This is a genomic window from Conyzicola lurida (assembly GCF_014204935.1).
Taxonomy (GTDB): Bacteria; Actinomycetota; Actinomycetes; order Actinomycetales; family Microbacteriaceae; genus Conyzicola; species Conyzicola lurida.
This window is the reverse complement of the sequence record NZ_JACHMJ010000001.1, coordinates 2,530,297-2,557,105: the sequence shown is the minus strand read 5'-3', so window position 1 is coordinate 2,557,105 and position 26,809 is coordinate 2,530,297. Positions and strand designations below refer to the sequence as shown.

The 26,809-nt window shown below is 69.4% G+C and carries 32 protein-coding genes; 22 read left to right on the top strand and 10 right to left on the bottom strand.

From position 1 onward, the window contains the following. Positions 1-54: 54 nt before the first annotated feature. The 18 genes from HD599_RS12475 (at position 55) to HD599_RS12390 (ending at position 16,123) form a co-directional block, all read left to right on the top strand. Positions 55-1,074 (top strand): iron-siderophore ABC transporter substrate-binding protein, encoded by a 1,020-nt coding sequence (locus tag HD599_RS12475; RefSeq protein ID WP_184238041.1) that lies wholly within the window; start codon positions 55-57, stop codon positions 1,072-1,074. Positions 1,075-1,154: 80 nt separating this feature from the next. Next, entirely contained in the window at positions 1,155-2,117 is a 963-nt protein-coding gene (locus HD599_RS12470) for a FecCD family ABC transporter permease (RefSeq protein WP_343062049.1), read from the top strand. After that, positions 2,114-3,139 carry a FecCD family ABC transporter permease gene (locus tag HD599_RS12465; protein ID WP_343062048.1) on the top strand — a complete coding sequence of 342 codons (1,026 nt, stop codon included), beginning with the start codon at positions 2,114-2,116 and terminating at the stop codon, positions 3,137-3,139. The genes HD599_RS12470 and HD599_RS12465 overlap by 4 nt, the downstream gene beginning before the upstream one ends. Further along, on the top strand, positions 3,136-3,936 hold the full coding sequence (locus HD599_RS12460; RefSeq protein ID WP_184238037.1) for an ABC transporter ATP-binding protein: 801 nt from the start codon (positions 3,136-3,138) through the stop codon (positions 3,934-3,936). The genes HD599_RS12465 and HD599_RS12460 overlap by 4 nt, the downstream gene beginning before the upstream one ends. A gap of 75 nt (positions 3,937-4,011) precedes the next feature. Continuing rightward, positions 4,012-5,667 carry a glycoside hydrolase family 13 protein gene (locus HD599_RS12455; RefSeq protein WP_184240602.1) on the top strand — a complete coding sequence of 552 codons (1,656 nt, stop codon included), beginning with the start codon at positions 4,012-4,014 and terminating at the stop codon, positions 5,665-5,667. Positions 5,668-5,698: 31 nt separating this feature from the next. Then, on the top strand, positions 5,699-6,190 hold the full coding sequence (locus HD599_RS12450) for a DUF2975 domain-containing protein (protein WP_184238035.1): 492 nt from the start codon (positions 5,699-5,701) through the stop codon (positions 6,188-6,190). Next, complete coding sequence (locus tag HD599_RS12445; RefSeq protein WP_184238033.1) at positions 6,190-6,396, top strand: helix-turn-helix domain-containing protein; 207 nt, start codon at positions 6,190-6,192, stop codon at positions 6,394-6,396. Before HD599_RS12450 ends, HD599_RS12445 begins: the two co-directional genes overlap by 1 nt. Before the next feature lie 161 nt (positions 6,397-6,557). Then, positions 6,558-6,893, top strand: coding sequence for a PadR family transcriptional regulator (locus HD599_RS12440; RefSeq protein ID WP_184238031.1), 336 nt, complete (start codon positions 6,558-6,560; stop codon positions 6,891-6,893). Beyond that, a complete protein-coding gene (locus HD599_RS12435) occupies positions 6,890-7,417 on the top strand; it encodes an HAAS signaling domain-containing protein (RefSeq protein ID WP_184238029.1) in 528 nt (175 codons plus the stop codon). Before HD599_RS12440 ends, HD599_RS12435 begins: the two co-directional genes overlap by 4 nt. Positions 7,418-7,458: 41 nt before the next feature. Then, complete coding sequence (locus HD599_RS12430; protein WP_184238028.1) at positions 7,459-8,157, top strand: response regulator transcription factor; 699 nt, start codon at positions 7,459-7,461, stop codon at positions 8,155-8,157. Then, complete coding sequence (locus HD599_RS12425; RefSeq protein WP_184238026.1) at positions 8,154-9,233, top strand: ATP-binding protein; 1,080 nt, start codon at positions 8,154-8,156, stop codon at positions 9,231-9,233. The genes HD599_RS12430 and HD599_RS12425 overlap by 4 nt, the downstream gene beginning before the upstream one ends. 116 nt (positions 9,234-9,349) lie before the next feature. Continuing rightward, positions 9,350-9,979, top strand: a complete 630-nt coding sequence (locus HD599_RS12420) for a M15 family metallopeptidase (RefSeq protein WP_184238024.1) — start codon at positions 9,350-9,352, stop codon at positions 9,977-9,979. Positions 9,980-10,071: 92 nt separating this feature from the next. Next, positions 10,072-10,758 (top strand): hypothetical protein, encoded by a 687-nt coding sequence (locus HD599_RS12415; protein WP_184238022.1) that lies wholly within the window; start codon positions 10,072-10,074, stop codon positions 10,756-10,758. A 167-nt stretch (positions 10,759-10,925) separates the two neighbouring features. Then, a complete protein-coding gene (locus HD599_RS12410) occupies positions 10,926-12,815 on the top strand; it encodes a beta-glucoside-specific PTS transporter subunit IIABC (RefSeq protein WP_184238020.1) in 1,890 nt (629 codons plus the stop codon). Then, the gene (locus HD599_RS12405) at positions 12,815-14,263 is read left to right on the top strand and encodes a glycoside hydrolase family 1 protein (protein WP_281381839.1); all 1,449 of its coding nucleotides are present in this window, start codon (positions 12,815-12,817) and stop codon (positions 14,261-14,263) included. Before HD599_RS12410 ends, HD599_RS12405 begins: the two co-directional genes overlap by 1 nt. Beyond that, positions 14,260-15,135, top strand: coding sequence for a PRD domain-containing protein (locus tag HD599_RS12400; RefSeq protein ID WP_246376199.1), 876 nt, complete (start codon positions 14,260-14,262; stop codon positions 15,133-15,135). The genes HD599_RS12405 and HD599_RS12400 overlap by 4 nt, the downstream gene beginning before the upstream one ends. 41 nt (positions 15,136-15,176) lie before the next feature. Further along, a complete protein-coding gene (locus tag HD599_RS12395; protein WP_184238018.1) occupies positions 15,177-15,443 on the top strand; it encodes an HPr family phosphocarrier protein in 267 nt (88 codons plus the stop codon). Beyond that, positions 15,443-16,123, top strand: a complete 681-nt coding sequence (locus HD599_RS12390; protein WP_184238016.1) for a histidine phosphatase family protein — start codon at positions 15,443-15,445, stop codon at positions 16,121-16,123. Before HD599_RS12395 ends, HD599_RS12390 begins: the two co-directional genes overlap by 1 nt. 1 nt (position 16,124) lies before the next feature. On the opposite strand, the gene HD599_RS12385 is transcribed toward HD599_RS12390, so the two are convergent. The 5 genes from HD599_RS12385 to HD599_RS12365 all read right to left on the bottom strand — a co-directional run bounded on the left by HD599_RS12385 (position 16,125) and on the right by HD599_RS12365 (position 18,284). Next, positions 16,125-16,304, bottom strand: a complete 180-nt coding sequence (locus HD599_RS12385) for a DUF1918 domain-containing protein (RefSeq protein ID WP_184238014.1) — start codon at positions 16,302-16,304, stop codon at positions 16,125-16,127. A 53-nt stretch (positions 16,305-16,357) separates the two neighbouring features. After that, positions 16,358-16,579: a Rossmann-fold NAD(P)-binding domain-containing protein gene (locus tag HD599_RS12380; RefSeq protein WP_184238012.1), complete on the bottom strand. Its 222-nt coding sequence runs from the start codon at positions 16,577-16,579 to the stop codon at positions 16,358-16,360. A gap of 52 nt (positions 16,580-16,631) precedes the next feature. Continuing rightward, positions 16,632-16,856: a hypothetical protein gene (locus HD599_RS12375; RefSeq protein ID WP_184238010.1), complete on the bottom strand. Its 225-nt coding sequence runs from the start codon at positions 16,854-16,856 to the stop codon at positions 16,632-16,634. 116 nt (positions 16,857-16,972) lie between these two features. Further along, a complete protein-coding gene (locus HD599_RS12370) occupies positions 16,973-17,419 on the bottom strand; it encodes a hypothetical protein (RefSeq protein ID WP_184238008.1) in 447 nt (148 codons plus the stop codon). A 109-nt stretch (positions 17,420-17,528) separates the two neighbouring features. Beyond that, entirely contained in the window at positions 17,529-18,284 is a 756-nt protein-coding gene (locus HD599_RS12365) for an MOSC domain-containing protein (RefSeq protein WP_184238005.1), read from the bottom strand. An 86-nt stretch (positions 18,285-18,370) separates the two neighbouring features. Between HD599_RS12365 and HD599_RS12360 the strand changes: the two genes are divergently transcribed. Next, entirely contained in the window at positions 18,371-18,928 is a 558-nt protein-coding gene (locus HD599_RS12360) for a dihydrofolate reductase family protein (RefSeq protein ID WP_184238003.1), read from the top strand. Positions 18,929-19,092: 164 nt separating this feature from the next. On the opposite strand, the gene HD599_RS12355 is transcribed toward HD599_RS12360, so the two are convergent. After that, on the bottom strand, positions 19,093-19,809 hold the full coding sequence (locus HD599_RS12355) for a hypothetical protein (RefSeq protein ID WP_184238001.1): 717 nt from the start codon (positions 19,807-19,809) through the stop codon (positions 19,093-19,095). Next, positions 19,802-20,356 (bottom strand): sigma-70 family RNA polymerase sigma factor, encoded by a 555-nt coding sequence (locus tag HD599_RS12350; protein ID WP_343062047.1) that lies wholly within the window; start codon positions 20,354-20,356, stop codon positions 19,802-19,804. Before HD599_RS12350 ends, HD599_RS12355 begins: the two co-directional genes overlap by 8 nt. A 188-nt stretch (positions 20,357-20,544) precedes the next feature. Between HD599_RS12350 and HD599_RS12345 the strand changes: the two genes are divergently transcribed. The 3 genes from HD599_RS12345 to HD599_RS12335 all read left to right on the top strand — a co-directional run bounded on the left by HD599_RS12345 (position 20,545) and on the right by HD599_RS12335 (position 22,699). Continuing rightward, complete coding sequence (locus HD599_RS12345; RefSeq protein ID WP_184237997.1) at positions 20,545-21,264, top strand: CHRD domain-containing protein; 720 nt, start codon at positions 20,545-20,547, stop codon at positions 21,262-21,264. Positions 21,265-21,266: 2 nt separating this feature from the next. After that, on the top strand, positions 21,267-21,887 hold the full coding sequence (locus HD599_RS12340) for a class F sortase (RefSeq protein WP_221420501.1): 621 nt from the start codon (positions 21,267-21,269) through the stop codon (positions 21,885-21,887). 125 nt (positions 21,888-22,012) lie between these two features. Further along, entirely contained in the window at positions 22,013-22,699 is a 687-nt protein-coding gene (locus tag HD599_RS12335) for a DUF998 domain-containing protein (RefSeq protein ID WP_184237995.1), read from the top strand. Between the two features lie 9 nt (positions 22,700-22,708). Here HD599_RS12335 and HD599_RS12330 read toward each other — a convergent pair whose 3' ends face one another. Genes HD599_RS12330 through HD599_RS12320 form a run of 3 tightly spaced genes read right to left on the bottom strand, consistent with a single transcriptional unit; the run spans position 22,709 to position 26,785 of the window. Continuing rightward, positions 22,709-23,503, bottom strand: a complete 795-nt coding sequence (locus HD599_RS12330) for a ferritin-like domain-containing protein (protein ID WP_184237993.1) — start codon at positions 23,501-23,503, stop codon at positions 22,709-22,711. Beyond that, a complete protein-coding gene (locus HD599_RS12325; protein WP_184237991.1) occupies positions 23,493-25,946 on the bottom strand; it encodes an HAD-IB family hydrolase in 2,454 nt (817 codons plus the stop codon). Before HD599_RS12325 ends, HD599_RS12330 begins: the two co-directional genes overlap by 11 nt. Continuing rightward, positions 25,943-26,785, bottom strand: a complete 843-nt coding sequence (locus tag HD599_RS12320; protein WP_221420500.1) for a hypothetical protein — start codon at positions 26,783-26,785, stop codon at positions 25,943-25,945. The genes HD599_RS12325 and HD599_RS12320 overlap by 4 nt, the downstream gene beginning before the upstream one ends. Positions 26,786-26,809: the final 24 nt, after the last annotated feature.

Genomic DNA, 26,809 nt, shown 5'->3' with positions numbered 1-26,809 from the left:
TACCATTAGGGTAGGTAAGCCTTACATAACACAGCCCCCTACCGAAGGAACAGCTTGAGCTCCCTCCGCATCTTCGGCGTCGTCGCCGTCGCCACAGTCGCCCTCTCCCTCTCCGCCTGCGCACCCGCCGCGGACGACACCGAGGCCGCCGCCGGCGACGGTGTCTTCCCCGTCACGATCGAGCACGTCTACGGCACCACGACCATCGAGTCGAAGCCCGAACGCGTCGCGACCGTCGCCTGGTCGAACCACGAGGTGCCGCTGGCCCTCGGCATCGTGCCGGTCGGCATGAGCAAGGTCACCTGGGGCGACGACGACGACAACGGCGTGCTGCCGTGGGTCGAGGACACACTCGAGGAGCTCGGCGCCGAAACGCCCGTGCTGTTCGACGAGACCGACGGCATCGACTTCGAGGCCGTGGCCGACACCGAGCCCGACGTCATCCTCGCCGCCTATTCGGGGCTGAGCCAGGAGGAGTACGACACCCTCTCCAAGATCGCCCCCGTCGTGGCGTACCCGGATGTCGCATGGGGAGCATCGCTCAGCGAGATGACGCTGCTCAACTCGAAGGCCCTCGGCCTCGAAGCAGAGGGCGAGCAGCTCGTCGCCGACCTCGAGAGCGAGACCGACGCCGCACTCGCGAACCACCCCGAGCTGGAGGGCAAGAAGGTGCTGTTCTCCTTCATCGACCCGACCGACTTCAGCCAGATCGGCTTCTACACGAGCCACGACACGCGTCCCGGCTTCCTCGCCGACCACGGTCTGCCCATGCCCGAGATCGTCACCGAGGAGTCCGAGGGCACCGACGAGTTCTACGTCACCGTCAGCTCCGAAGAGGCCGACCGCTTCTCCGACGTCGACGTGTTCGTGACCTACGGCGACGCCGGCGGAACGATCGTCGCCGACCTGCAGGCCGACCCCCTGCTCTCGCAGATCCCCGCGATCGCCGCCGGCAACATCGTGGTGTTCGAGAACGGAACGCCGCTCGCGGCATCCGCCAACCCGTCGCCGCTCTCCATCGGATGGGGCGTCGACGAGTACTTCGGTCTCCTGGCCGCGCCGTTCGCCGGTTGATCCAGCCTCACCCCAGCGTCCTGCCGTCGGACGTCGCTCGTTTGCGACGTTCGACGGCAGTTCGTCTGATCTGGTTATTCGTGGGCCTCGCCGTGCTCGCGCTGCTGTTCGTGCTCTCGGTCGCCTTCGGCACCCGGGAGGTCTCGTTCAGCGAGGTGTTCTCCGCCCTCGGCGGCACCACCGACGGCATCTCGGAGGCCGCGGTCATCAAGCGCATCCCGCGAACCGTGCTCGCATTGCTCGTGGGCGCGGCTCTCGCGCTCTCGGGAGCGACGATGCAGGCGGTCACCCGCAACCCGCTCGCCGACCCCGGAATCCTCGGCGTCTCGACCGGTGCCGGACTCGCCGTGGTCACGGGCATCGCCTTCTTCGGCATGTCCGACCCGTTCCTCTACATCTGGGTCGCCATCGGGGGCGCCGCGCTCGCCGCCGCCTTCGTCTACACCGTCGGGTCGCTCGGCCGTGACGGCGCGACCCCGCTCAAACTCGCGCTCGCCGGGGCCGCGATCTCGGCCACGTTCAGCTCGCTCATCAGCGCCATCCTGCTGCCCCGGATCGACGTGCTGACCACGTTCCGCTTCTGGCAGATCGGCGGCGTCGGGGGAGCGACGTGGGACCGCGTCGGCCTGATCATTCCGTTCCTCGTCGTCGGCGCGGCCATCTGCTTCTTCTCGGCGCGCGGCATGAACATGCTCGCGCTCGGCGACGACCTCGCGGCCGGCCTCGGCGAGAACGTGCTCCGCGCCCGCCTGATCGCCGCCGCAGGCGCCGTCATCCTCTGCGGTGCGGCGACCGCCATCGCCGGCCCGATCGGCTTCGTCGGCCTCGTCGTCCCACACCTCTGCCGCCTCATCGTCGGAACCGACCTGCGCTGGCTCCTGCCGTTCTCCGCGGTCGTCGGCGCGGCCCTGCTCGTGGCCGCCGACGTCGTCGGCCGGGTCGTCGCGCGCCCCCAGGAGATCGAGGTCGGAATCATCACCGCGTTCATCGGCGCCCCCTTCTTCATCTGGATCGTCCGCCGGCAGAGAGTGCGCGAGCTGTGAGCGGCGTCGCTCTCGTCGCGGGCCGCCGAGCGCGCGTCCGGCGTCGCGCCGCGCTCACCGGCGGGATCGCCGCGGCGGTGCTCGCGGTGTTCCTGCTCAGCCTCATGGTCGGCAACACGTTCTACGGAATCGACAAGGTCGTGCGCGTCATCCTCGGCGAGACGGTTCCCGGCGCATCCTTCACGGTCGGCGAGCTGCGCCTGCCGCGGGCGACCCTCGGCCTGATCACGGGCTTCTGCTTCGGCATCGCCGGCGTCACCTTCCAGACCATGCTGCGCAACCCGCTCGCGAGCCCCGACATCATCGGAATTAGCTCGGGCGCGAGTGCCGCCGCGGTCGTCGGCATCATCGTGTTCGGGTTCACCGAGTCCGCCGTGTCGCTGCTCGCCCTCGGGGCCGCCCTGCTCACCGCGGCGGCGATCTACCTGCTCGCCAACCGCAAAGGCTTCGCGGGCACCCGGCTCATCCTGATCGGCATCGGCGTCGCGGCGATGCTCGACAGCGTCGTCTCCTACGTGCTGTCGCGCGCCGCGTCGTGGGATCTGCAGATGGCGATGCAGTGGCTCACGGGAAGTCTCAACGGCGCCTCGTGGTCGAAGATCATGCCGGTCGCCCTGGCGTGCGTGGTGCTGATCCCCGTTCTGCTGCTGCACGAGCGCCACCTCGGTGCGCTGCGCCTCGGCGACGATTCGGCCGCCGCCCTCGGCGTGCACGTGCAGCGCACCCGCGTCGTGCTCATCGTCGGTGCCGTCGCGCTGCTCGCCTTCGCCACCGCGGCGAGCGGCCCCATCGCGTTCGTCGCGTTCATGGCCGGCCCGATCGCGGCGCGCATCGTCGGGCCCGGCGCGTCCCTCGCGCTGTCGTCCGGCCTCGTCGGCGCGCTGCTGGTGCTCTCGGCCGACCTCGTCGGGCAGTTCGCGTTCGACAACCGCTACCCGGTCGGCGTGATCACCGGTGTGCTCGGTGCCCCGTACCTCGTCTACCTCCTCATCCGATCGAACCGCACGGGAGGCTCGATATGACCCACGCCCACCAACTCGCCGCCGAGGGCATCACCTTGGCCTACGGCGACCGCCTCGTCGTCGAGTCGCTCGACCTCGCCATCGCACCGGGCAAGATCACCGTCATCGTCGGCGCGAACGGCTGCGGCAAGTCGACGCTGCTGCGCGCCCTCGCCCGGCTGCTCCCGCCGAAGGAGGGCCGGGTCATGCTCGACGGCACCTCGTTGCAGCAGCAGCACTCGAAGGAGATCGCCCGCACCCTCGGCCTGCTGCCGCAGCGCCCCGTCGCCCCCGAGGGCATCGCCGTCGCCGACCTGGTCGGCCGCGGACGCCATCCGCACCAGCGCATGCTCGCCCGCTGGAGCCCGCGCGACTACGAGGCCGTCGCCGACGCGCTCGCCGCCACGGGCATCTCCGACCTCGCCGACCGCTCGGTCGACGAGCTCTCGGGCGGCCAGCAGCAGCGCGTCTGGATCGCCATGGCGCTCGCCCAGGAGACCGACATCCTGCTCCTCGACGAACCGACGACGTTCCTCGATGTCGCCCATCAGATCGAGGTGCTCGACCTGCTCACCGACCTCAACCGCGAACGCGGCACCACGATCGTGATGGTGCTCCACGACCTCAACCTCGCAGCCCGCTACGCCGACGAGCTGGTCGCCGTGCGCGACGGCCGCGTGCACGCCATCGGCGGACCGGGCGAGGTCATCACCGAGGTGGTGGTGAAAGAGGTGTTCGGCCTCGACAGCCGCGTCATCGGCGACCCGCTGACGGGAAAGCCGCTCGTGCTGCCGAGCGGGCGGCACCACGTGCTGTAGTCCGCCGAGTTGGCCCCGCAGGCGCTGCAGAGTATCGTGCAGACACAGTTCAGCAGCGTGGTGAAGGGATGGGCGATGGAGCCGACCGAGGAATGGTGGCGACAGGGCGCGGTCTGCCAGATCTACCCGCGCAGTTTCGCCGATTCGAACGGTGACGCGCTCGGCGACATCGCCGGCATCACCTCGCGGATCGACTACCTCGAGCGGCTCGGCATCGACGCCGTCTGGCTGAGCCCGTTCTACCCGTCCGCGCTCGCCGACGGCGGCTACGACGTCGCCGACTACCGCGACGTCGACCCGCGCCTCGGCACCCTCGCCGACTTCGACGAGCTGGTAGCCGCGCTGCACGCGCGGGGCGTCAAGATCGTCGTCGACATCGTGCCGAACCACACCTCCGACCAGCACGAGTGGTTCCAGGAGGCGCTCGATGCCGGCCGCGGGTCCGCCGCCCGTGAGCGGTACCTCTTCCGTGAGGGCACGGGTCCGGATGGCGCGGAGCCACCCACCGACTGGGTGTCGATGTTCGGCGGGCCGGCGTGGGAACGCGTGGCCGACGGCCAGTGGTACCTGCACAGTTTCGCCGTCGAGCAGCCCGACCTCAACTGGGCGAACCCCGAGGTGCGTGCCGACTTCGTCACCACCCTGCGCTTCTGGTCCGACCGCGGTGTCGACGGGTTCCGCATCGACGTGGCGCACATGCTCACGAAAGACCTGACCGAGCCGCTGCTCTCGCGCAGCGAACTCGACGCCCTGCCGGTCGACGGCCTGCACCCGATGGTCGACCGGGATGACGTGCACGAGGTCTACGCGGAGTGGCGTCGGGTCTTCGATTCCTACGACCCGCCCCGCACCGCCGTCGCCGAGGCGTGGGTCCACCGGTCGCGCGTGCCTCTCTACGCCAGCCGCGACAGCCTCGGCCAGGCCTTCAACTTCGACCTGCTGCTCGCCGACTTCGACGCCGCGCAGTTCCGCCGCATCGTCGTCGACAACCTCGAGCTCGCGGAGCAGTCGGGCTCGTCGAGCACCTGGGTGCTGTCGAACCACGACGTCGTGCGCCACGCGACGAGGTACGGGCTCCCGCACCCCGACCGCGACGCGGGCGGCGCCCCGGTGCGCAAGCACGGCACCGACTGGGTGATCTCCGGTGGAGTGGACCCCGTGCTCGACCGCGGGCGTGGCGAACGGCGGGCGCGGGCCGCGACGCTCTTTATGCTCGCGCTGCCCGGGGCGAGTTACATCTACCAGGGCGAAGAACTCGGCCTGCACGAGGTCGCCGAGATCGGGCCCGAGGACCGGCAAGACCCCACCTTCTTCCGAAGCGAGGGCACCGACTACGGGCGAGACGGATGTCGCGTGCCGCTGCCCTGGACGGCGTCGGGCAGCTCGTTCGGGTTCGGGCCCGACGGAGCCCACCTGCCGCAACCCCCGTGGTTCGCGGATTACTCGGTGGAGCGCGAAGAAGCGGACGCGTCATCCACTCTCTCGCTCTACCGCCGCGCCCTCGCGCTGCGCCGCGAACTGCAGTCCGCCGAACGGCTCGCCTGGGTCGACACCGGGCGTGACGACGTGCTGCGGTTCCGTCGGCCGAACGGTTGGGAGGTCGTCACGAACTTCGGCCTGCTGCCGTTCGTGCTCGACCGCGATGACGCGCTGCTCACCAGCGGCCCGCTCGACGCGGGAGCGCTGCCGCCTGACACCACTGTCTGGTTCGGTCCCGGCAATACCTATTGACTTTCGATAGATTCAGGGCGACTATCGATGCATGTCGAGACTCACTCTGCCGGTGGTACTGCTCAGGATCTTCCTCGTCGCGCTCTTCGCCTTTCTGCTGTTGATGCAGCTGCTCAGCCTGCCGGGTCAATTCGTGAGCGGCGATGGCGGAGGTGAGTACGCGCACCTCGGGTGGGTGCTGCTCGTCGCCGCCGAACTCGGCGCCCTCTGCCTGCAGGTCGTCATCGTCTGCACCTGGAAGCTGCTCACCGCGGTCAAGGCGGACCGAATCTTCAGCGAGTCGTCGTTGGGCTGGGTGAACGGCATCGTCTGGTCGTTCGTCGCCGGCTGGGTGCTGCTGGCGGGCACGGCCGCGTACCTCGTCGTCGTCATCTACTTCTCGCCGGAGCGGGATCCCGGTATCCCCGTGCTGCTGTTCGGCATGGTACTCGTCGGTGCCGTCTTCGTCCTGCTCGTCGTCGTGCTGCGCGCCCTGCTGCGCCAGGCGACCGAGCTGCGCGCCGACATGGACATCGTGATCTGATGCCCATCGTCGTGCGGATCGATGTCGAGCTGGCCAAGCGCAAGATGAGCGTGGGGGAGTTCGCCGACCGCATCGGGCTCACCCCCGCCAACGTCGCCGTGCTCAAGAACGGCCGCGCCAAGGCCGTGCGCTTCAGCACCCTCGAGGCGATGTGCGAGGTGCTGCAGTGCCAGCCGGGCGACCTTCTGGAGTGGGTCGAGGAGTAACGGCGCTGTCGCAACTCAGGCAGAAAGTGCCGGGGGGATGTCGCAGCCGCGGTAACCCGGTGATCTGAGCGGCGCCGGACGCGGCATCCGAAATCCAGCCGGAGTTGCGAACTCTGACCACGCCCTCGACTTATCTTGCATCGCAAGGTAACGTGCAATGCATGGCAACGGATATCGGGGCGCAACTGCGCAAGGGAGTCGTGGAGTTCTGCATCCTCGGCCTGCTGCAGCGCGAGGCGACCTACGGCTGGAAACTGTCGGAGGAGCTGATCGCCCGCGGACTCATCGCGAGCATCGGCACGCTGTACCCGATTCTCGGGCGGCTGCGTGCGCAGGGGCTCGTGGTGCTGAGCGACCAGGCCGCCGAGTCCGACCGCCCGCGCAAGTACTACGGGCTCACGCCCGCGGGAGAGCGCCAACTCGAAGAATTCAGGACCCAGTGGGCGCCCTTCGCGCACACGGTCAGCGATCTAGTCGGAAACGGAAGTCACGAATGAACCCCGTAGCGTCGAACACTGCCACCCGCTATCTCGAACGACTGCGCATCGCCCTCGCCGACGCGCCTGCCGACCTGCGCGACGACATCGTCTCGGGCATCAGAGAAGAGCTGGTCGGGCTCGACGATTCCGCGGCCGAGACCCGGATCGCCGAGCTCGGCGACCCCGCCGCCATCGCCGCCGAGGCGCTCGCCGGAGTGCCGCCGCGCCCGGCCAAGCGCTCGAGTGCGTACCTCGCGATCACGGTCGCGTTGCTCGTCGTGGGCGGGTACGTGTTCCCGGGCATCGGGTGGATCGCCGCGCTCGTCCTCGTCGGGGTCAGCTCGGCCTGGACGCCGGGCGAGAAGAAGCGCGCGATCTGGACCTCGGTCGCGGCGGCCGTCGTCGCGCTGGCCCTGATCTTCCTGTTGCGCGGCGAGGAGACCGGCATCCTCGCCCTGATTCTGTTCTTCGTCGTGCCGTTCGTGACCAACCTCGTCGTCGGCGTCTGGCTCAGCCTGAAGTGGCGGGCGGGCGCGGCCTGATCCATACGCCCGCGATATCCGGCCGTCTCTACGATGGGGGCATGCGGGTACTGATAGTCGAGGACGAGCTCTACCTCGCCGAGGCGATCCGCGACGGTTTGCGGCTGGAGGCGATCTCGGCCGACATCGTCGGGGACGGCGACTCGGCGCTCGAACGTCTCGCGGTGAACGAGTACGACGCGGTGGTGCTCGACCGCGACATCCCGGGCACTCACGGTGACGACGTCGCCCGTCGCATCGTCGCCGACGGGCTGCCGACGCGCATCCTGATGCTGACCGCGGCCGCCCTGCTCGACGACAAGGTGCGCGGGTTCGAGATCGGCGCCGACGACTACCTGACGAAACCGTTCGAGCTGCGCGAGCTGGTGATGCGGCTCCGCGCTCTCGGCCGGCGGCCGGCGGAGAGCGCGCCGCCGGTGCGCGAGTTCGCGGGGCTCCGCCTCGACGCTTTCCGCCGCGAGGTGTACCGCGACGGCCGGTACGTCGCCGTGACCCGCAAGCAGTTTTCGGTGCTCGAGGTGCTGATGACGGCCCGCGGCGGCGTCGTGAGCGCGGAGACCCTGCTCGAGAAGGCGTGGGACGAGAACGCCGACCCGTTCACCAACGCCGTGCGCATCACCATCTCGTCGCTGCGCAAGCGGCTCGGTGACCCGTGGCTCATCCACACCGTCGCGGGTGTCGGCTACCGCTTGGGCGGATCCGCCGAGGCGGGCGGATCCGCCGAGGGGGGCGACCCGTGAGCGCGCGCCTCCGGCTGACCCTGAGTTACGCCGGTTTCCTGCTCCTCGCCGCGGTCGCCTTCTTCGTGGTGCTGCTCTACATCATCCGGTTTGTGCCCGACGGCTACGTCGAGGTGCCGACGTACTCGCCGAACCGCAGCGACCTGCTCGAAGCCCTCTGGCCGCGGGCGCTGCAGGTCTTCGCCGTGCTCGCCGTGATGGGCCTCGTCGGCGGCTGGCTCCTCGCGGGGCGCATGCTCCGGCCGCTCCAGCGGATCAACGGCGTCGCCCGGCGGGTATCCGACGGCTCGCTCGACGACCGGGTGCGTCTCGACGGCCCGCGCGACGAATTCCGCGAACTCGCCGACACCTTCGACTCGATGCTCGACCGCCTGCAGGGTTCCCTCGACGAGCAGCGCCGCTTCGCCGCCAACGCGGCCCACGAGTTGCGGACGCCGTACGCGATCGAGAGATCGATGCTGGATGTCGCGCTCGCCGACCCCGCCGGCATCGACCTCGCGCGGCTCTTGCTGCGTCTCGACGAGACCAACCGCCGCGGCATCGAGGTGGTCGGCGCGTTACTGGCCCTGGCCTCGCTCGACGATCCGGCGGGGCTGGTGCGCGACCCGGTCGACGTGGCCGAGATCGTGTCCGGCGTCGTGGACGAGCTGCGCCCCGCGGCCACCGCGGCGGGGCTGACGATCGACAGCGAAATCGGCGAGGGCGATATCGACGGCAGCGCCACTCTCGTGCGGCAGCTCGTCGGCAACCTCGTGCTCAACGGCATCCGCCACAACCTGCCCGGGGGATGGGTGACGGTGCGCACGTCGACGGGGCCGCGGGGAACGGTGCAGCTGGAGGTCGCGAACTCGGGCGGGGTGGTTTCACCGTCCCTCCTCGGCACCCTCACCGAGCCGTTCGTGCGTGGTGCCGGCCGGGTGGCGCGCGCTCCCGGCGCCGGTTCCGCCCCGGAGGGGAGCGGGCTCGGGCTCGCCCTCGTGGCGCGGATCGCCGAGGTGCACGGTGCTGTGCTGCGGCTCGAAGCGCCGCCGACGGGCGGCCTCGTCGCGCACGTGGTGTTCCCCGCCCCGCGCTGACCGGCCGCATATCGGCGGCATATGCGAAACCGCAGACGCTGTGGCAACGGCGAGGTTGATGGACTGGCGGTACCGGTGCACGCGAGATGCGCCATCCGTCGTCTGAAGGGCCCGTCATGCAGATTCTCGAAAGAACACCGGCGCGGGGGAGCGTGCACTCCCCGTACCGCCGTCGACGCGGGCTGGCCGCGGCGCTCGTCACGGTTCTCGTCGCGGGCGCCGGTTGGGCGACTGTCGTCGTGCTCGGCGCACCGGAGGATGTCGCCGTCTGGCCGACGGAGCAGCCGGCGCAGTGGAGCGACCTCGGTGTCGACGACGGTTTCATCGAGTCAGGCGGTTCGGTCTCCCCGTTCGCCGACGAGCTTCCGGCGATAGCGAACCTCGAGCCCGCGCTGAGGGCCGCCATGCAGGATGCCGCGACCGCGGCGATCGCCGACGGAGTCGAGTTCGTCGTGACGAGCGGATGGCGCAGCGCGGCGTACCAGCAATTGCTGTTCGACGACGCGGTGCGCAACTACGCGAGCGAGGAGATCGCGCGCCAGTTCGTTCTCGGGCCGGAGCGGTCGAAGCATGTCACGGGCGAAGCGGTCGACATCGGACGCACCGACGCGAACAGCTGGCTGAGCCAGCACGGCGCTGACTACGGCCTCTGCCAGACCTACGCGAACGAGATGTGGCACTTCGAACTGGCGACCACGCCGGGCGGCGAATGCCCCGCGCAACTCAGCGACGCGAGCGCCGGCTAGGCGCTTTCCGGGCGTCCGCTCAGGGTTTTGCCAAGGTTCCCTGCCATGGTGGGGGTCGACTTGAGCCGAGTACTGGTTCGTCGCCCCTACCTATGACTTCTCAGATCCCCTCCTACCGCGCGTTGCGCGCGTCCCCGCTGTCGCTCAGCGCGCGCGGCGCCGTGCGCGCGGCGCTCGCCGTCACGGCATCCATCGTCGCCCTCTCGACCTGCGCCGTCACGGTGCTGGCGTTCCCGCCCGGGTCGTCGGCCGACGAGGTCCTCGACGAGTACATCGTGGCGAACGCGCAGTCGGTCACGGTGCCAGCCGAGGCGTCGACGATCACGGTGGCGCGCGACACGTTCAGCTCCGTCTCGGGCCACGACAGCTTCGTCGCCGGCGGCACGAACCACGACTGGGCGAAGCTGGTGCTGCTCTACGCGGGATTCCCGATCACCGAGTCGAACGTCACCGTGTTCACCCGCTGGATGCGGCAGGAGAACGGCACCGACGACTGGTGGAACCGCAACAATCCGCTGAACAACGGGTGGGGTTCGGGCGGCGGCAGCGGTCTCGGCAGCTACGCCTCGCTCGACATCGCGGCGCAGAATGCCGCGAAGGCGCTGCACGGAAACCCCGGATACTCCGCGATCGTCGCCGGCTTCGCGTCATCCGCCCCCACCGCCCAAATCGAATCGGCGATCTGGGCCTCGCCCTGGGCCTCGAGCCACTATGCCAACGGGGCGCACTGGTCGCAGGCGGCCGTGCCGGTCGTCAAATCGCCGGAGGGCACCTGGTAGCCGTCGATGTGACGCGCCCATTCGCGTGTGCTACCGTTCTCACGGACATGTGACTGGTCATGCAGGCAGGATCCGACGATTGAGCTCTACAGCTCGTGGTCGGGTCCTTTTTTTGTGCCCGGAAGCGCAGTGGAGCGCGGATTGTCCTCGATTCCAACGGAGGAACCATGAGTACCCAGGAGAGCGCGAAGGCGATCCTTGAGCACGTCGGCGGAGCCGGCAACATCTCGAACCTGCATCACTGCTCGACGCGGCTGCGGTTCGCGCTCGTCGACGACAGCCAGGCCGACGAAGCCGCCCTGAAGCAGATCCCCGGCGTCATCCGCGTCGTCATCGGCTCGACCCAGACGCAGGTCATCGTCGGCGGCAAGGTCGCCGAGATGTACACCGCGGTCGAGAAGCTGCGCGGCGGCGTCGCGGCAGACACCGACGCCCCGGCCGTTCGCCGTCCCTTCTCCTGGAAGCGCCTCGGCGGCACCGTCATGGACTTCGTGGTCAGCGTCTTCACGCCGGTCATCCCCGCCATCGCCGGCGCGGGTATCTTCAAGTCGCTGCTCGTACTCGCCTCCGCCGTCGGCTGGCTCGACCCGGCGACCGACAACTACAAGCTGCTCTCCACCATCCCCGACGCGGTCTTCGGCTTCCTCCCGCTGCTCGTCGCGTACACGGCGGCCAAGAAGCTCGACGTGAACCGGCCGCTCGCGCTCGGACTCGTCGGCGTGCTCGTCTTCCCGGCCTTCAGCGCCCTCGTCGCCCAGGAGGGCGGCGTCGCGTTGTTCGGCGCGCCCGTCGCGGTCGTGAACTACAACGCGCAGGTCTTCCCGGCGATCCTCGCCGTGCTGCTGCTCTCGGTCGTCGAGAAGTTCTTCACCAAGATCACCTGGGGCCCGATCCGCACGTTCTTCGTGCCGCTCATGTGCCTGATCATCGTCGCGCCCGCCACGATCTTCCTGCTCGGCCCGCTCGGCTACTGGCTCGGAACCCTGCTCACCGGCGCGATGACCGGCCTGTACGACACCCTCGGCTGGGTCGCCATCATGCTCATGGCCGGCGTTCTGCCCCTGATCATCTCGGTGGGTATGCACAAGGCGTTCATCCCGCCGACGATCGCCACCGTCGCCGCCACCGGCAAGGACCCGTTCTACCTGGTCGCCTCGCTCGCCCACAACCTCAGCGAGGCCGGCTCGAGCCTCGCGATCGCGCTACGCACCAAGAGCGCCGGCCTGCGGGCGACCGCGATCTCCGGTGGCGTCTCCGCGCTGTTCGGCATCACCGAGCCCGCGCTCTACGGCGTCACCCTGCAGAACCGCCGCGCCCTGATCTCGGTCATCGCCGGAAGCATGACGGCCGGCGCCTACCTCGGCATCACCCAGGTGGCGGCGTTCGCCGTCGTCAGCCCCGGACTCGCGAGCTTCTCGATGTTCATCGATGCCCTCGACCCGTGGAACTTCATCAACGCGATCATCGGCCTGGCGATCGCCGTCGGCGTCTCGTTCACCGTCGCCGTCATCATCTGGCGCGACGACAAGTCGGCCACGGTGCGCGCGTTCGGCGACACGGCCGCGGCCGCGCCGGCCCCCATCGACGGCGCGGTGCAGCTGGTCAGCCCGCTCGCCGGCTCCGTCATACCGCTCTCCGAGGTCGACGACGCGGTCTTCTCCGCCGGCATCCTCGGCGAGGGTGTGGCGATCCGCCCGACCGACGGAAAGGTGCTCGCGCCGATCGCCGGCGTCGTCACGGCGCTGCTCGACTCGAAGCACGCCGTGGGCATCCGCGGCGACGACGGTGTCGAGGTGCTCGTGCACGTCGGTCTCGACACCGTGCAGCTCGAGGGCAAGCCCTTCACCGCCCACGTCGCGGTCGACGACCGCGTCGTCGCCGGACAGCTGCTCATCGAAGCCGACCTCGCGGCCATCACCGCGGCCGGCTACGACACCACCACTCCCGTACTGGTCACGAACTCCGCGGACTTCTCCGTCGCCGTTCTCGCGACCGGCACGGTGAAGGCGGGCGACTCGCTCGTCTCGATCACACAGAAAGAAAAGGAGCTCGCCTGATGGCATTGCCCGAAGGATTCCGATGGGGCGGCGCCGTCGCAGCCAACCAGGTCGAAGGCGCGTGGCGCGAAGGCGGCCGTGGGCCGGCGGTGTCGGATGTCGCGAGCTACAAGCCCAAGGCGGACCCGAAGGAGTACGCGCTCCACCACCAGAACACCGTGGCGAGCATCACGGCCGCGCTGGCCGACGACGACCTCGAGTACTACCCGAAGCGTCGCGGCATCGACTTCTACCACCGCTACCCGGAGGACCTCGCGCTCTTCGCCGAGATGGGCTTCACCACCCTGCGCGTCTCGATCGCGTGGACCCGTCTCTACCCGACCGGCGAGGAGGAGCAGCCGCTCGAGGAGGGCATCGCCTACTACCTGGCGCTGTTCACCGAGATGCGCCGTCTGGGCATCGAGCCGCTCGTCACCCTGTCGCACTACGACCCGCCCATGGCCCTCGCGCTCAAGCACAACGGCTGGGTCGAGCGCCGCACGATCGGTCTGTTCGAGCGTTTCGCCCGCACCTGCTTCGAGCGCTTCGGCCACCTCGTCGACATGTGGCTCACGTTCAACGAGATCGACGGCATCATCCGCCACCCGTTCACCTCGGGCGGCATCATCGAGGAGACCGTCGAGGGCAACCTCGAACAGGCCTGCTACACGGCGCTGCACCACCAGTTCGTGGCCTCTGCCTCGGTGACGCAGATCCTGCACGAGCTCTACCCCGAAGCGCAGATGGGCTGCATGCTCACCATGCTCACCACCTACCCGAACACCTGCCACCCCGACGATGTCGTGGCGACGCAGGCCAAGGAGCGGCTGCTCTACCTGTGCACCGACGTGCAGGCGGGAGGCGCCTACCCTCGTCTCGCGCTCAACCAGCTGCAGCGCAAGGGCGTCACGATCCCGTTCGAGGACGGCGACGCGGAGCTGCTGCGCGAGCACCCGGTCGACTTCATCTCGTTCAGCTACTACATGTCGATGACCGAGTCGGTGCGCGAAGACGCCGAGCGCACTCCCGGCAACACCGTCCTCGGTGTGAAGAACCCGTTCCTGCCGTCGAGCGAGTGGGGCTGGCAGATCGACCCCGTCGGTCTGCGCGTCTCGCTGATCGACCTCTACGACCGCTACGGCAAGCCGCTGTTCATCGTCGAGAACGGTCTCGGTATGCGGGACGAGCTCGAGGACGGCAAGATCCACGACCCGTACCGCATCGACTACTTCCGGGCGCACTTCGAGCAGATGATCCAGGCCGTCGACGAGGGCGTGGATCTGATGGGCTATGTGAGCTGGGCGCCGATCGACCTGATCAGTGCGTCGAGTTCTCAGATCTCCAAGCGATACGGTTTCATCTACGTAGATCAGGATGATCTGGGTCACGGCACCGGCGACCGCTACCGCAAGGACTCGTTCTTCTGGTACCAGAAGGTCATCGCCTCGAACGGCACCGACCTGGAATGACGTCTGTCGCCGAACTGCTGCCGACGTCGACGGAGACACACATGCAGACCATCAAGAAGGTGCTCAACTCTTCCGTCGTGCTCGTCGAAGACGAGCGCGGCGTGGAGCGTGTGCTCCTCGGCAAAGGAATCGGTTTCGGACAGAAGGCCGGCACGGAGATCGAGGCGACCGCGGGTGACCGCGTGTTCGTCTCGCTCGACGACGCCGACCACCGCAATCTCGTCGAACTGCTCGCGCAGATCCCGGCGGAGTTCGTCGAACTGACGCGCGCCATCGTGGCGGACGCCGAGGGCGAGGGGTTGGAGCTCGACGCCCACATCTACCTCGCCCTCACCGACCACCTGCATTTCGCGGCCGAGCGGCAGCGGCGCGGGTTGCTCGTGGCCAACCGCCTCGCCTGGGAGATGCGCACGGTCTACCCGGCGCACTACGAGGTGGGCGTGCGCGCCGTCGCCCGGGTCAACGCGCGGCTCGCGATCGAGCTGCCCGACGAGGAGGCGGCGAACGTCGCCTTCCACCTCGTCAACGCCGAGGTGGGCAAGACGGGCGTCGACTCGCTGCGCGTCGTGCAGCTCATCCGCGCGATCACCACGATCGTCTCGAACACGAGCAACGTGCGGGTCGACCGCCGCGACCTCAACTCGTCGCGCTTCGTCACCCACCTGCAGTTCTTCGCGGAGCGGTTCTTCGCGGGCCGCCTGCTCACCAGCGAGGACGACTTCCTTTTCAACAGCCTGAGCGAACGCTACCCGCGGGCCGTCGCCTCGGCCGAGCGCGTGCGCGCGTTCGTGCTCAAGGAGCACGAGTCGACGCTGCCCAACGAGGAGGTCGCGTTCCTCGCCCTGCACATCGCCCGGGCGTCGCCCGAGTAGACCCGATCCACCCTCGAACCACCACCACGAAAGGCAACACCATGGCTCAGCGCACCACCTCCATCGCTTCGGCGGTCGGCCTCCACGCCCGTCCCGCCGCCCTCTTCTCCCAGGCCGCCGCGAAGTCGGGCCACGCCGTCTCGCTGACGACCAAGGGCAAGACCGTCGACGCCCGCAGCATCCTCTCGATCCTCAGCCTCGCGGTCGCCCACGGCGACGAGGTGACCATCGACGTCGAGGGCGACGACGCCGAGCGCGTGGCAGACGAACTGCTCGAGCTTCTGGCGTCGGACCTCGACGCAGCCTGATGACGGGCGACGCTCGCGTCCACTTCGTCCGTCACGCCGAAACCCTCTTCAACGTCAACGGCCAGCTGCAGGGCTGGTGTGATTCGCCGCTGACCGAACGCGGCGAACGACAGGCAGCCGCGCTCGGCGAGCGGATGCGCGAGCTGCCCCTCGCCGCAGCGTTCACGAGCGACCTGACCCGCACGCGCACCACCACGGCGGCGGCCCTCGCCGGGCACCCCGGCATAGAACCCGTGCCGATGACCGAGCTGCGCGAGTGGCATCTCGGCGGCTGGGAGGGCAAGCCGAACGCCCACCTCTGGACGCCGGTCTTCGCCGAGTACGGCTACGAGTACGAGCCGGGATCTCCCGCCTGGCCCGCCATGACGGCCGACGGACGCGAGACGGTGATCGACACCGTGCGGCGCCTCGACCCGCTCGGCCGTGCCGAGTCGGCCGCCGACGTGCGCGCCCGTCTGACTTCGGGCTTGACCCGAATCGTGGATGTCGCACGCGAGGCCGACGGCGACGTACTGGTCGTCACCCACGGTATGGTCCTCGGCACCCTGCTGCGCCAACTCGCACCCGGGCACCTGGTCAAGGCGGGATTCCCCAACTGCGGAACCGTCACGGTCACCTGGACCGAGGGCGCGCTCGCGGTCGGCGAGATCGTCGACACGGGGGCGTTTTCTGCGGCCTGACTCAGCCCTCGATCGAGCAGTCGGGACCGGGGAACACGAGAGACTCGTGACCGTCGTCGAATCGGACGAGGTAGGGCGGGTCGCCGTTCGGTCCGCGCACCTCTTCGATTTCGCCGTGGCGGTCGGGGGACCCGACGTTCTTGCCATGGATGACGATTCTCTCACCCACCGTTGCGTGCATTGCGATCACCTCGCCCGCCATCGTACGACCGGCAGGCGAGGCGGGGAAGAGGATCAGACCGCGAAGTAGGGGCCGTCGGCGATGTCCTCGAGCAGCGTCGGCCCGGTCGGCGTCCAGCCGAGCTTGTGCCGGGTGATCGTGCTCGACGCGGCCATCGGGAGGCCGAAGAACATGCCGATCCAGCCGAAGTGGTCGGCCGCGGCATCCGGGGCGACCGACGATGTGGGCAGACCGAGCCGCTGGCCGATCGCCTCGGCGATGGCGCGCGTCGTCACTCCCTCTTCGCCGACGGCGTGCAGGTGTTCGTGGAACTGGGTGTGGTGACGGCTAGTCGTTCTCTCCGGGAATCTCCGAGTCGCTGAACTTACCCTCGCGCTCGACCGTGTGCGATTCCTCGACACCCTCGGTGTCGGTGAACTCGCCCTCGCGCTCGATCGTGTGGGTCTCTTCGATCGGGTCGTTGTCGGCGTACTCGCCGTCGCGGGCGGGGGCGGGGGACTGCTCCAGCGGATCGTTGTCGGTGTATTCGCCGTCACGGGGTGAGCTCGTCATTGGGTTTCCTCTCGTGCACTGTCATGGCAGACGCCACCATCGACGGTACGGCACACCCGACGCCGGGGGTAGGCGGTCACGGCAAACTCCCGGAGGGGCTATGCGCCAGCCGTCGATCAGACCGGCGGACCGAGCAGCACCGCGAACAGCGCGAGCGCGCTTCCGACGATGAACATCATCGTGCCGAGCTGCATGGTGTGCGACTTGTTGCGGTTGGCCGTGGGCACGTCGCCCTCGAGGATCGGGCAGCCCGACCAGCCGATGAGCCCGATGCTGAGCGCGACGATGGCGGATCCCATCCACCAGAGCACCCGCACGCCGCCCGTGAGCAGGGCGGGCCGCCAGCCGGAGGAGAGCAGCGGGCCGAGCACGAGCGCGACGGCACCCACGGCCGCCGCGAACCAGATGGTGCCGGTCCACATGATGCGGCGCACGTTGACGTCGGGCCGCATCAGGTCGGCCGGCACCGCCGTCTCGACGGGAGCGTACCGGGCGTGGCCGGAGGGGTCTGCGTGGAGCTGGAGGGGTTCGTAGGTTCCGAGGTCGTGGCTCGCGTCGGTCACCGGTGGTCCTTTCGATCGGTCGTCGAGAGAAGCGCCTCCCCGAGCGCCTCGCCCATTCTCGACCCGCGGTAGTGACGATTCAACGACATTGACAGCGACGGAAAACGGACTACCGGTCGAGCAGCCGCACCGGATCGCCGCGCCGCACGGTGCCCGGGGCGACCACGGTCGCGTAGACCCCGAAGTCGATGTCGCCCGAGCGCAGGCGGTATCCCGCGAGCGTCTTCAGCAGGCGCGTGCCCGACTCGCCCGTTGTCGGATCGAAGTCGATGACCGCACACCGCGCGATACCCGCGGCAACCCGCACCGTCGCGCCGCCGACGGCCAGGTCGCGCCCGGCCCAGGAGTCCTCGACGTGGGCGTCGTCGCCGGTATCGACGACCGCGGTCGCGCGGAACCGGCTGGCGGGAACCGCGTGCCCGACGGTCGCGGCGAGCCGGAGCAGCGAGCCCGTGGTGACGAGCGTCACGGAGTCGCCGTAGACGACGGCGCCGGGGCGCGCGGCCCGCACGAGGGCGACGTCGCGCCCGAGCAGTGACGCGAGCCGCGGCATCCACGGGCCGTCGACGACCCGCACGACGGCGGGGCGTCCCCAGTAGTCGAGTTCGATCTCGTCCCCGACCGGGTCGGGTACCGCGGCGAATTCCTCGCCGGCGACGGTGATCGACAGCACGCCGTCGATCCAGGTCGCCTCGCAGGCGAGCAGCGCGGGGTGCTCGACGGTCTTCAGCACGCGGCGGTTCGCGAGGTCGACCACGGCGAACTCGCGGTCGCCGACGGGGCCGTCGAGCGCGAAGTCGAGCGACTCGTGCTCGCTGTGGCGCGCCCCTTTGAGAGGCGACGAGCCGAGACTGCTGATCTGCATGGCCCCATGCTGTCATGCCGCATTGTCGCCGACCGCCGATCGGCGGAATAGTAGGGGGTGGCAACCGCACCGACAGGAGAACCCCCATGCGCCAGGTCATCGTCACCGAGTTCCTCAGCCTCGACGGTGTCATCGACTCGCCGGGCAACGGCCCGCACCCGCACGCCGGCTGGACGTTCAAACAGGTCGCGTTCGACGCCGCAGCCTACGAGATCAAGGGCCGCGAACAGCTCGAGGCCACCGCCCTGCTGCTCGGGCGCATCAGCTACGACGAGTTCGCGCCGGTCTGGCCGACGATGGCCGAGTTCTCCGAGTACAACGCGATGCCGAAGTACGTGGTGTCGACGACACTGCGGGACCCGGAGTGGAACAACACCTCCGTGCTGGGCTCGCTCGACGAGGTGGCCGCGCTGAAGGAGACCGAGGGCGGCAACATCCTCGTGCACGGCAGCGGGACCCTCGCCAAGGCCTTGGCGGCCGCCGGGCTCGTCGACCGCTACCACCTGCTGGTGTTCCCGGTACTGCTCGGCGAGGGGCGGCGCCTGTTCGACGAGACCGGCGACCGGCTGCAGAAACTCGAACTCGTGGAGCACGGGGCCTACTCGAACGGCGTGGTCAAGGCGGTCTACGACGTCGTGCGCTGACCCGCGGCAAAGTGTCACCTGGGCTTTACCTGTAGTTCGTTACCGTGCCGTGATGTGCGGTGTACAAATGAATCACCTGCCGCGGCAACCGCCGAGGTGGTGAGTGAAACAACCGCCCCGCTTGGCCATCGCTGGCCGAGCGGGGCGTTTCCCGTGCGCGGCACCTAGCCGACGAGCGGAACCGCGGCCTTCGCGACGACGTGGCCCGCGTCATCCTGAATCTGCACACCGGCCACCGACTCACGGAGGACCGCCGCGTTCATCTCGCACTCGATCTCGACGGTGCTGCCGAGGAACGATCCCGACGACAGCACGTCGCCGTCGGTGGTGACCAGCACGACGTCGAACGTCTCGGCGGCGGGCAGCCCGTCGATCGTGAGCTGCGTCTCGGTGCCCCAGGTGTGCGCGACCAGCGCGGCGTCGATCGCGACGCCCGAGGTCTGGCCGGTGAACTCGATCGGCTCGACCACGCCGAGAGCGCCCGGAGCGCCCGTGGGGGTGCGGTCAGTGAGCGCCTGCGTGGTGAGCACCCCGCCGGCCCCGATCGCGACGCACGCGGCGGCGGCCGCGACCGCGAGCCAGGGACGACGGCGGGGAAGTGCGACGACCGGGTTGCCGGGTGCCTCCGACCCGATGCCGAGAACCCGGTCACGAAGGCCGGCGGATGGCGCGGACGCGTCCCACCCCGAGGCGGCGAGCTCCTCGGCGATGCCGCCGAGCTGCGCGAGCTCGTCGTCGACCGTCGGGTCGGTGGCGCGCAGCCGGACGAACTCGGCGCGTTCCGATTCGTCGAGGTCGTCGGCGAGGGCGCCGGCGATGAGCTCGGCCCGGCGTCGTTCGCGGGGATCGGTCGGGTAGGCGGGGTCGAGGGGGTCAGACATGGCGACCGTCCCTTTCTTCGAGGTGAGAGCGGAGCGCCCGGAGGGCGTAGAAAGCGCGGGTGCGGAGCGTGGCGACCGGGACGCCGCGGATTCCGGCGACCTCGGCGTAGCTGAGGCCGGAGAGGTGCACGTCGACGACGATCTCGCGGTGCTCGGGGGAGAGTTTGGCGAGACCCTCCTGCAGGGTGAGGCTGTCGAGCGGGTCGTCCGCCGGCGCTTCGGTCTCGTCGAGCACGTCGGCGGGCGCCTGCGCGGGCATCCGCTTGGCGGCACGCATGGCGTCGGCGATCACGTTCCGCTCGATCGCGAACAACCAGGTGCGCAGGCTGGCACGGGCCGGGTCGAAGCGGTCGCGCGCCCGCCACGCGCGCAGGAAGGTCTCCTGCACGCAGTCCTCGGCGAGGGCGCGGTCGCGCAGCGCGTTGACGGCGAAGCCGAATAGGGCGTGGCCGTGTTCGTCGTAGGCGGTAGAGAGGTCGAAGCCGGGCTCGGGCGGAAGGTCCAGCAGACTCGTCCTTCCGCGTAGCGGTTCGGCGACCAGGTGCACGGTCGATCCCTCCCAGCCTAGCGATCGCCGGTCGGCGATTCTCCGTAGGGGTGTACGGCGGCGGGGGTCGCGGCGTTCATCGACGTGCTCAGAAAAGAAATTTCGGACTCCTGTGAACGCCGCGGTGCGACCGGCAGTACACCCCTGCATCGGGCCCGTCCGGCGCCCTCGTATCGAAAGGCAACGCCATGTCGAAGCATGTCATCCGTCCTCTCACCGTCGGGGGCGTCGCAGCCCTCGCAGCCGTCGCCGTCTTCGGCGCCGCAGCACCGGCCAGCGCCGAGACCGCCGTGCCGGAGCCCTCGAGCTTCACCAGCGCGTTCACCGTGATGGCGACGCCCGACCAAGTGCTCAACGCCGACGCCGTCGCCACCCCCGGCGAGGCCGGAGCCACGGGCCAGTTCACGTTCCGGGTCAACTCCGACCTCGAGATCATCTGCTACGACATCACGCTCACCGGCGTCACCGGCGACTACCAGAGCCCGGCGAAGACGGCGACGCACATCCACCAGGCCGCGGCCGGTCTCGCCGGCCCGCCGCGCATCGCGTTCCCGAACCCCGCCCCGGTGGGTGACGGACCGCGCACCAGCACCGGCTGCCTGCAGGGACCGTTCACCACCGGCGTGCTCGTCGAAGGCGTCGACACCGGTCAGGGCTTCTCGCTGAAGTCCCTCGAGGGCAACGCCGCCTCGTTCGCCGGCGACAGCCACACCGCCGCGTTCACCGCCGGCGTCGTGCGCGGCCAGCTTACCCAGGTGCCGGTCGGCGGCGTGCAGACCGGCGGCGGTGGTGCGGCCGCGGCGCAGGGTCCTGACGCTACTGCCCTCGGGGCCGCGGGCCTCGCCGGCATCGCGCTGCTCGGTGCGGTCGGCGTCGTCGCCGTGCGCCGCAACCGCGCGTCGGCCTGACGATGACCGACGCGGCGCGTTCTCCCGGCACCCCCGGGTGGGCGCGCTGCGTCGCGCTCGCGGCCGGCATGCTTCTGCTCGCGGGGTGCGCCGCGGTGCCGCCGCCCGAACCGGCACCCACGGCGCCCGCGGAGACGTCGTCGCCCACGGCGACGCCCGCACCCGTGTCCCCACGCCCGGTCGGCGTCGAGCCCGCGAGCGTCGCGATCGACCGCATGGGCCTGACGGAATCGCTCATCCCGCTCGGCCTGCAGGCCGACGGCACCATGGAGGTACCGACCGACTTCTCCCGCGTGGGTTGGTTCACCGGCGGAGGCAAGCCGGGCACGTACGGCCCGACGGTGATCGCCGGCCACGTCGACTCGCTGACCGGCCCGGCCGTGTTCTCCCGGCTATCCGAGCTGCAGATCGGCGACCGCGTGCTGGTAACCGGCGTCGACGGTTCGCCGCACGAATACGCGATTGACCGCATCGAGAACTACAAGAAGTCGCAGTTCCCGACCGCCGTCGTGTTCGGCGCGACGCTCGACGACGAGCTGCGCCTGGTGACCTGCGGCGGCCTGTTCGACCGCGAGGTCGGGCACTACGAAGACAATCTCGTGGTGTTCGCCACCCGGGTGTGAGGTCGGCGCGCGGGGTGCGCGCACCGGGCTTCGCGCCGTTCCGTGACGTTCGCGCCCGGACGTTCGGCCGCGACCGTCATTCCGGGGCGCGGAAACCTCCCGGGGCACGGCAGTACCCTGAGGGGATGACCGCCCCGAACCGCACCCGCGTCATCGTCGGCGCGCTCGCGTTCCTCATCGGCGGGCTGCAGTACGTCACGCTCGAGGCGATCGCCGCGGCGGCGTGGCGCGACCCGGTGTACAGCTACACCTACAACTACATCAGCGACCTCGGCGCTCCCGGCGCCGAGGTCGTCTACCTCGGCCGCGACATCCACTCGCCCCTCGCCGCCGTGATGAACACCGCGTTCGTGCTCGAGGGTCTGCTCGTCGCCCTCGGGGCGATCCTGCTCATGGTGCTGCTGCACGGTGTCGCGCGCTGGGCGTTCGTGGCGTTCGCCCTGCTGCACGCCGTGGGCATCGTGCTCGTCGGATTCTTCCCCGAGACCGTGGGCGGCGGCCTCGGCGTCTTCCACACCGGCGGCGCCTACCTCGCGATCGTGTTCAGCAACCTGCTGGCGTTGACGGTGGGGCTGTCGGCGAGACGGATGGCGCTGCCGGCCTGGTTCCGCGTGACCAGCCTCGCCCTGCCGGTTCTGGGTTTCGCGAGCGAGGCCGCGCTCTTCTCCGGGCTCGGCGACGGACGGCTCGACGGACTGTGGGAGCGCGGCGGCGTCTACTCGTTCACCGTGTTCCAGATCCTGTTCGGACTCGTCGTCCTGGCCGGCGCTACGCGAAAGCCCCGACGAGACCGGGTCTCATCGGGGCTGTAGCGGTGCGGATCAGGCTGCGACTCCGTACTTCTTCATCGAGGTCTCGACGATCGTGAGGCCCTCGAGGCCCGGCATGCGGGAGATGTGGTCGTCGAGCTTACGGATCTCGCGCAGTCCCTCGTCGCCGGCGAACAGGTGGCCCATCACGTGGGTGACCTCTTCGGGCTCCATCACGCTGGATCCCACGGGACCCCACGCCTGCTTGAGCGCGAAGCGGGCGATGACGCGCGCCTTCTTGCTGCGGCCGAGACGCTCGCGCGCCTGCGTGGCGTAGAAGGCGACGTGCTTGGCCTCCTGCTTGGCGATGCGCTTGAGCAGCACGGCCAGCACGGGGTGCTGCTCGAGTTCGGCGAGACGGTTGTAGGCGGCGACGGCCGACCACTCGTTCGCGGCACCCCAGATCATGTGCACGGCGATGAAGTCCTTGCCCACGATGTTGCCCATGAGCGACTGCTTCACGGGGTCGAGCTTGTCTTTCCAGCCGAGCTTGAGGCGCGTGGCCTTGAGCTGGTCGAAATCGACGGTGACGCCGTGGGCGCCGAGCACGGCGGCGAGTGCCTCGCCGTGCCAGAACTCCTCACGGTTCCACATGGTCATAAAGGCCGAGACCTCGGGGTCCTTGTGCGACGGCGTGACGAGCATGTCGCGCAGGTAGCAGACCGTGTGGTACTCGATGTCGCACATATAGCGCAGCGAGCGCAGGGTCGACTCGGGCAGCGGGTTCGTCCTGAACTCGTCGAAGTCCAAGTCGCTCCAGTTGACGTTGACCGAAGACTCGGTGTACTTGTCGATATCAAATGCCATTGGATGCAGCGGCAGACGTTACGGTCTGCTGCTCTCCTTTCTCGGGTGAGGTACTCACTGGCGTGTTCGGAGCGGCGGTGTCGTCCCGTTTGCTACGACCACCCCAGGTCTGAATCGCCCACCGCTTCGCCTGTGCATGACTGTACAGCTGAGTGTCGGGATTCACAGCCGTCGGGTGGCCGAGGAGTTGGAGCCACGGTACGTCGGCGTGGCTGTCGCCGTAGCCGTACGACTGGCTGAGGTTGGCGCCGTGCTGCTTCGCGTACTGCCGCAGCCAGGAGGCGCGGGCCTCGTCGACCAGCGGGGGAGTGGCGAGGTAGCCGGTCAGCACGCCGTCGCGCACGTGCATGCTGCCCGCGACGATCTCGTCGAAGAAGGGCGCGAGCGGCGTGGTCATCAGGTCGATGGTGCCGGTGACGAGCACCGTGCGATGGCCGGCTTCGCGGTGTGCCTGGGCACGGCGAAGGGCGTCCGGGATGACGTGGGAGAGCAGTTGACGCCCGAACCGACCGCGCACGAGCGCCTCGATCCGTGCCACCTTGATGCCCTCGTAGCGCCGCATGAAGGTGCGGATGAAGTCGCCGCGGTCCCGGTGCTCGGCGCGCAGGTACTTGGGGATGGCGAGGCCGAGGCTCACCAGCTCCTTCGTCATAAACGTCTTGGTGATGCCGAGCCAGAGGTACTGCTGCACGAGGTTCGACTCGAGCACAGTGCCCTCGAGGTCGAAGACCGCGAGCACGTCGCTGCGCACGGGCAGGGGGCGCTCGCCGCGCTTGTTCGACGACGGGCGGTTGGCGAAGGCCTTGGTGAGGGCCGTGATCGCCGGGAAGTGTACGCGCTGGAAGTAGTCGTTCCAGTCGATGGCGGCCACGTCGAACCCGAGGTCGGAGCGCTTGTCCTCGGGGATCGAATGGTGCAGCGCCTTGGTGTTGGCGTCGTCGAAGATGATCTCCGTCTGCACGTAGGCGCGGTAGAGCTCGGTGTAGCCGCGCAGGGTCTCGAGCGCGCTCTGGTTGGTGTGTACGCCGTCGAGCCACTTCTGGGTGCGCTTCGTCGACGGGAGGCGGGTGATGTTGCGCTCGGCGAACTCGGCGATGTCTTCGCGGCGCTTGAGCGCCCGCTCCACCTTGAGGGCGCCGGGGAAGCGCCAGAGCGGCACGCTGATGTGGCCGTCCTCGTGCGGGAGCGGGTTGGCGGTGAAGAACTCGTTGACGTTCTCGTACATCTCGTGGAACGGCAGCGGGTTCGAGGCGCCGGAGCTCACGTGGTAGTACTTCGGGTCCGCCGGGTCGGCGTCCGTGCCGGCGGCCGCGATGATCGCGTTGACCACGAAGTCGACCGGGATGATGTCGAGGATCGAGTCGGGCAGACCCGGGAAGTCGGGCAGCTGGCCGCGTCCGTAGGCGAGGATGAGCGGGTCGGCGACCTTGAAGCCGTCGATCCAGCCGGGGAACGGGTGGCTCAGTGCGCTCTCGATGATCGCGGGGCGCACGACGGAGAGGCGGTGGCCGGCCTGCGCCCACAGCTCCTCTGCGGCGCGCTCGCCGAACGCCTTGGTCAGCGTGTAGACGTCGGTCCAGCCGAGGCTCTCGGCGCGGGTGCGGCCGTAGTCGACGAGCTGCTTGGTGACCCACTCGGCCCGGGCGGTCTCGGCGGCCTGGGCCACGGCCTGCGGGCCGGCCTTTCCGTTGACGGCGCGCGAGCGGTTGATGAAGCGGCGCAGGTTCTCGGGTTCGCGGGAGGCGAGCTCGACCTGTTCGCGGGCCTGCTTGGCGGCGACGGCCTCGGTGCGCCAGTCGACGTCGTGCGTGAGCGACGCCTCAGGGAGGATGCCCTTGCGGATACCGCCGACGTAGCAGGTGGAGACGTGCACGACGTGCGGGTCGGAACCCGACGCGAGCAGCGCGCCGTAGAGGCCGAGGGCTCCGCCGACGTTGGTGTCGAAGGCCTCGTCGATGGGCGGGTCGAACGAGACGGTGGAGGCGCCGTGGATGACGACGTCGATGTCGTTCGGCAGGTCGGCGATCGAGGTGAGGCTGCCGTCGACGACGCGCACGCGCTCGGCGACGATGCGGGCGGCCTCCTCCTCGCCGACGCTCTCCTTCCACGCCTTGAACACGGGCTTGCGCATGAGGTTGGCGAGACGGGTCTCGGTGGTCGCGCTTCCCTTGGTGCGCACGAGGATCGAGACGCGGGTGTCGGGGTGCGACGAGAGCAGGCGCTCGAGCACGGCCTGTCCGACGAAGCCGGTGGCGCCGGTGAGGAACACGTGTGCTCCGACGAGACCCTTCTTCTCGACGGCGGCTTTCTCGACCGGAGCCTTTGCGGCGGCGGGCTTGCGGGTCGCGGGGGCCTTGGCCGCGGCGGGCGTCGTTGCCGCGGGCTTTTTGGCGGGGGTGGCGCGCTTGCGCGGGGTGGCGGGGGTGGCGGGAGTGTCGGTCATGCTCGTGAACCTCGGTGTGCTGAAACTGCGCGAGAAATGAGGGATAGCCCTTCCTGGCCGGGGAGTGTCGAGATCTTCGCGTCGATGGCCGCGACGGCGGCCCGGTCGTCGGCGAAGAGGTAGGTGAAGAAGAAGGCGGTCTCGGATGCCGCTTCGGCGCCGGCGCCGATCGGCCAGACGGCCTGGCGCAGCTGGCCCTGCACGACGGTGCGGGCGGTGCCGGAGGCGGAGAGCCGGTCGCGGGCCTGCGCCTCGAAGAAGGTGAGCTGGCGGGCCTTGACGTCGACGAGCGTGTCGATGATCGCCGAGAGGGCGGGGCTGCCGTCGAGCTCGGCGATGCGCTTGAGCGCCGCCTGCGTGAGCCACTCGTCGATCGTGCCCTCGGCCATGTGCACGGCGATCATGTCTTCGCCGACCCGGTTGGCGCGGATCGATCCGGCGATGGGGCGCACGCGGTCGCGCACCTCGTTCGCGAACCGCACGAGCACGTTGCGCTTGCGCGGGACCGGAAGGTCGACGGGCCCGTGGGCGTCGAGAACCTGCTGCAGCGCGTCGGAGATCCAGAACTTCTCGAAGGCCCAGGTGCCGAGGAACGCCGTGACACGGGCGTCCTTGTGGGTGGCGGTGACGAGCACGTTGCGCAGGTGCCCCATCGTGCCGCTCTCCATGGCGATCGCGTAGCGCAGGGCTCGCAGCGTCTCGGGCTTCAGCGGCGTGTCGGCGAAGACGGAGAAATCCATCGTCGAACGGTGGCTGCCCACGGCGGTGCGCGCGTAGTCGCGCACACTGAAGCCCTGGGCGGGAACGGCCTCTTCGGGCCCGTCAGATGGATTGCGCACGATGCTCTTTCGCCGACAAATAAA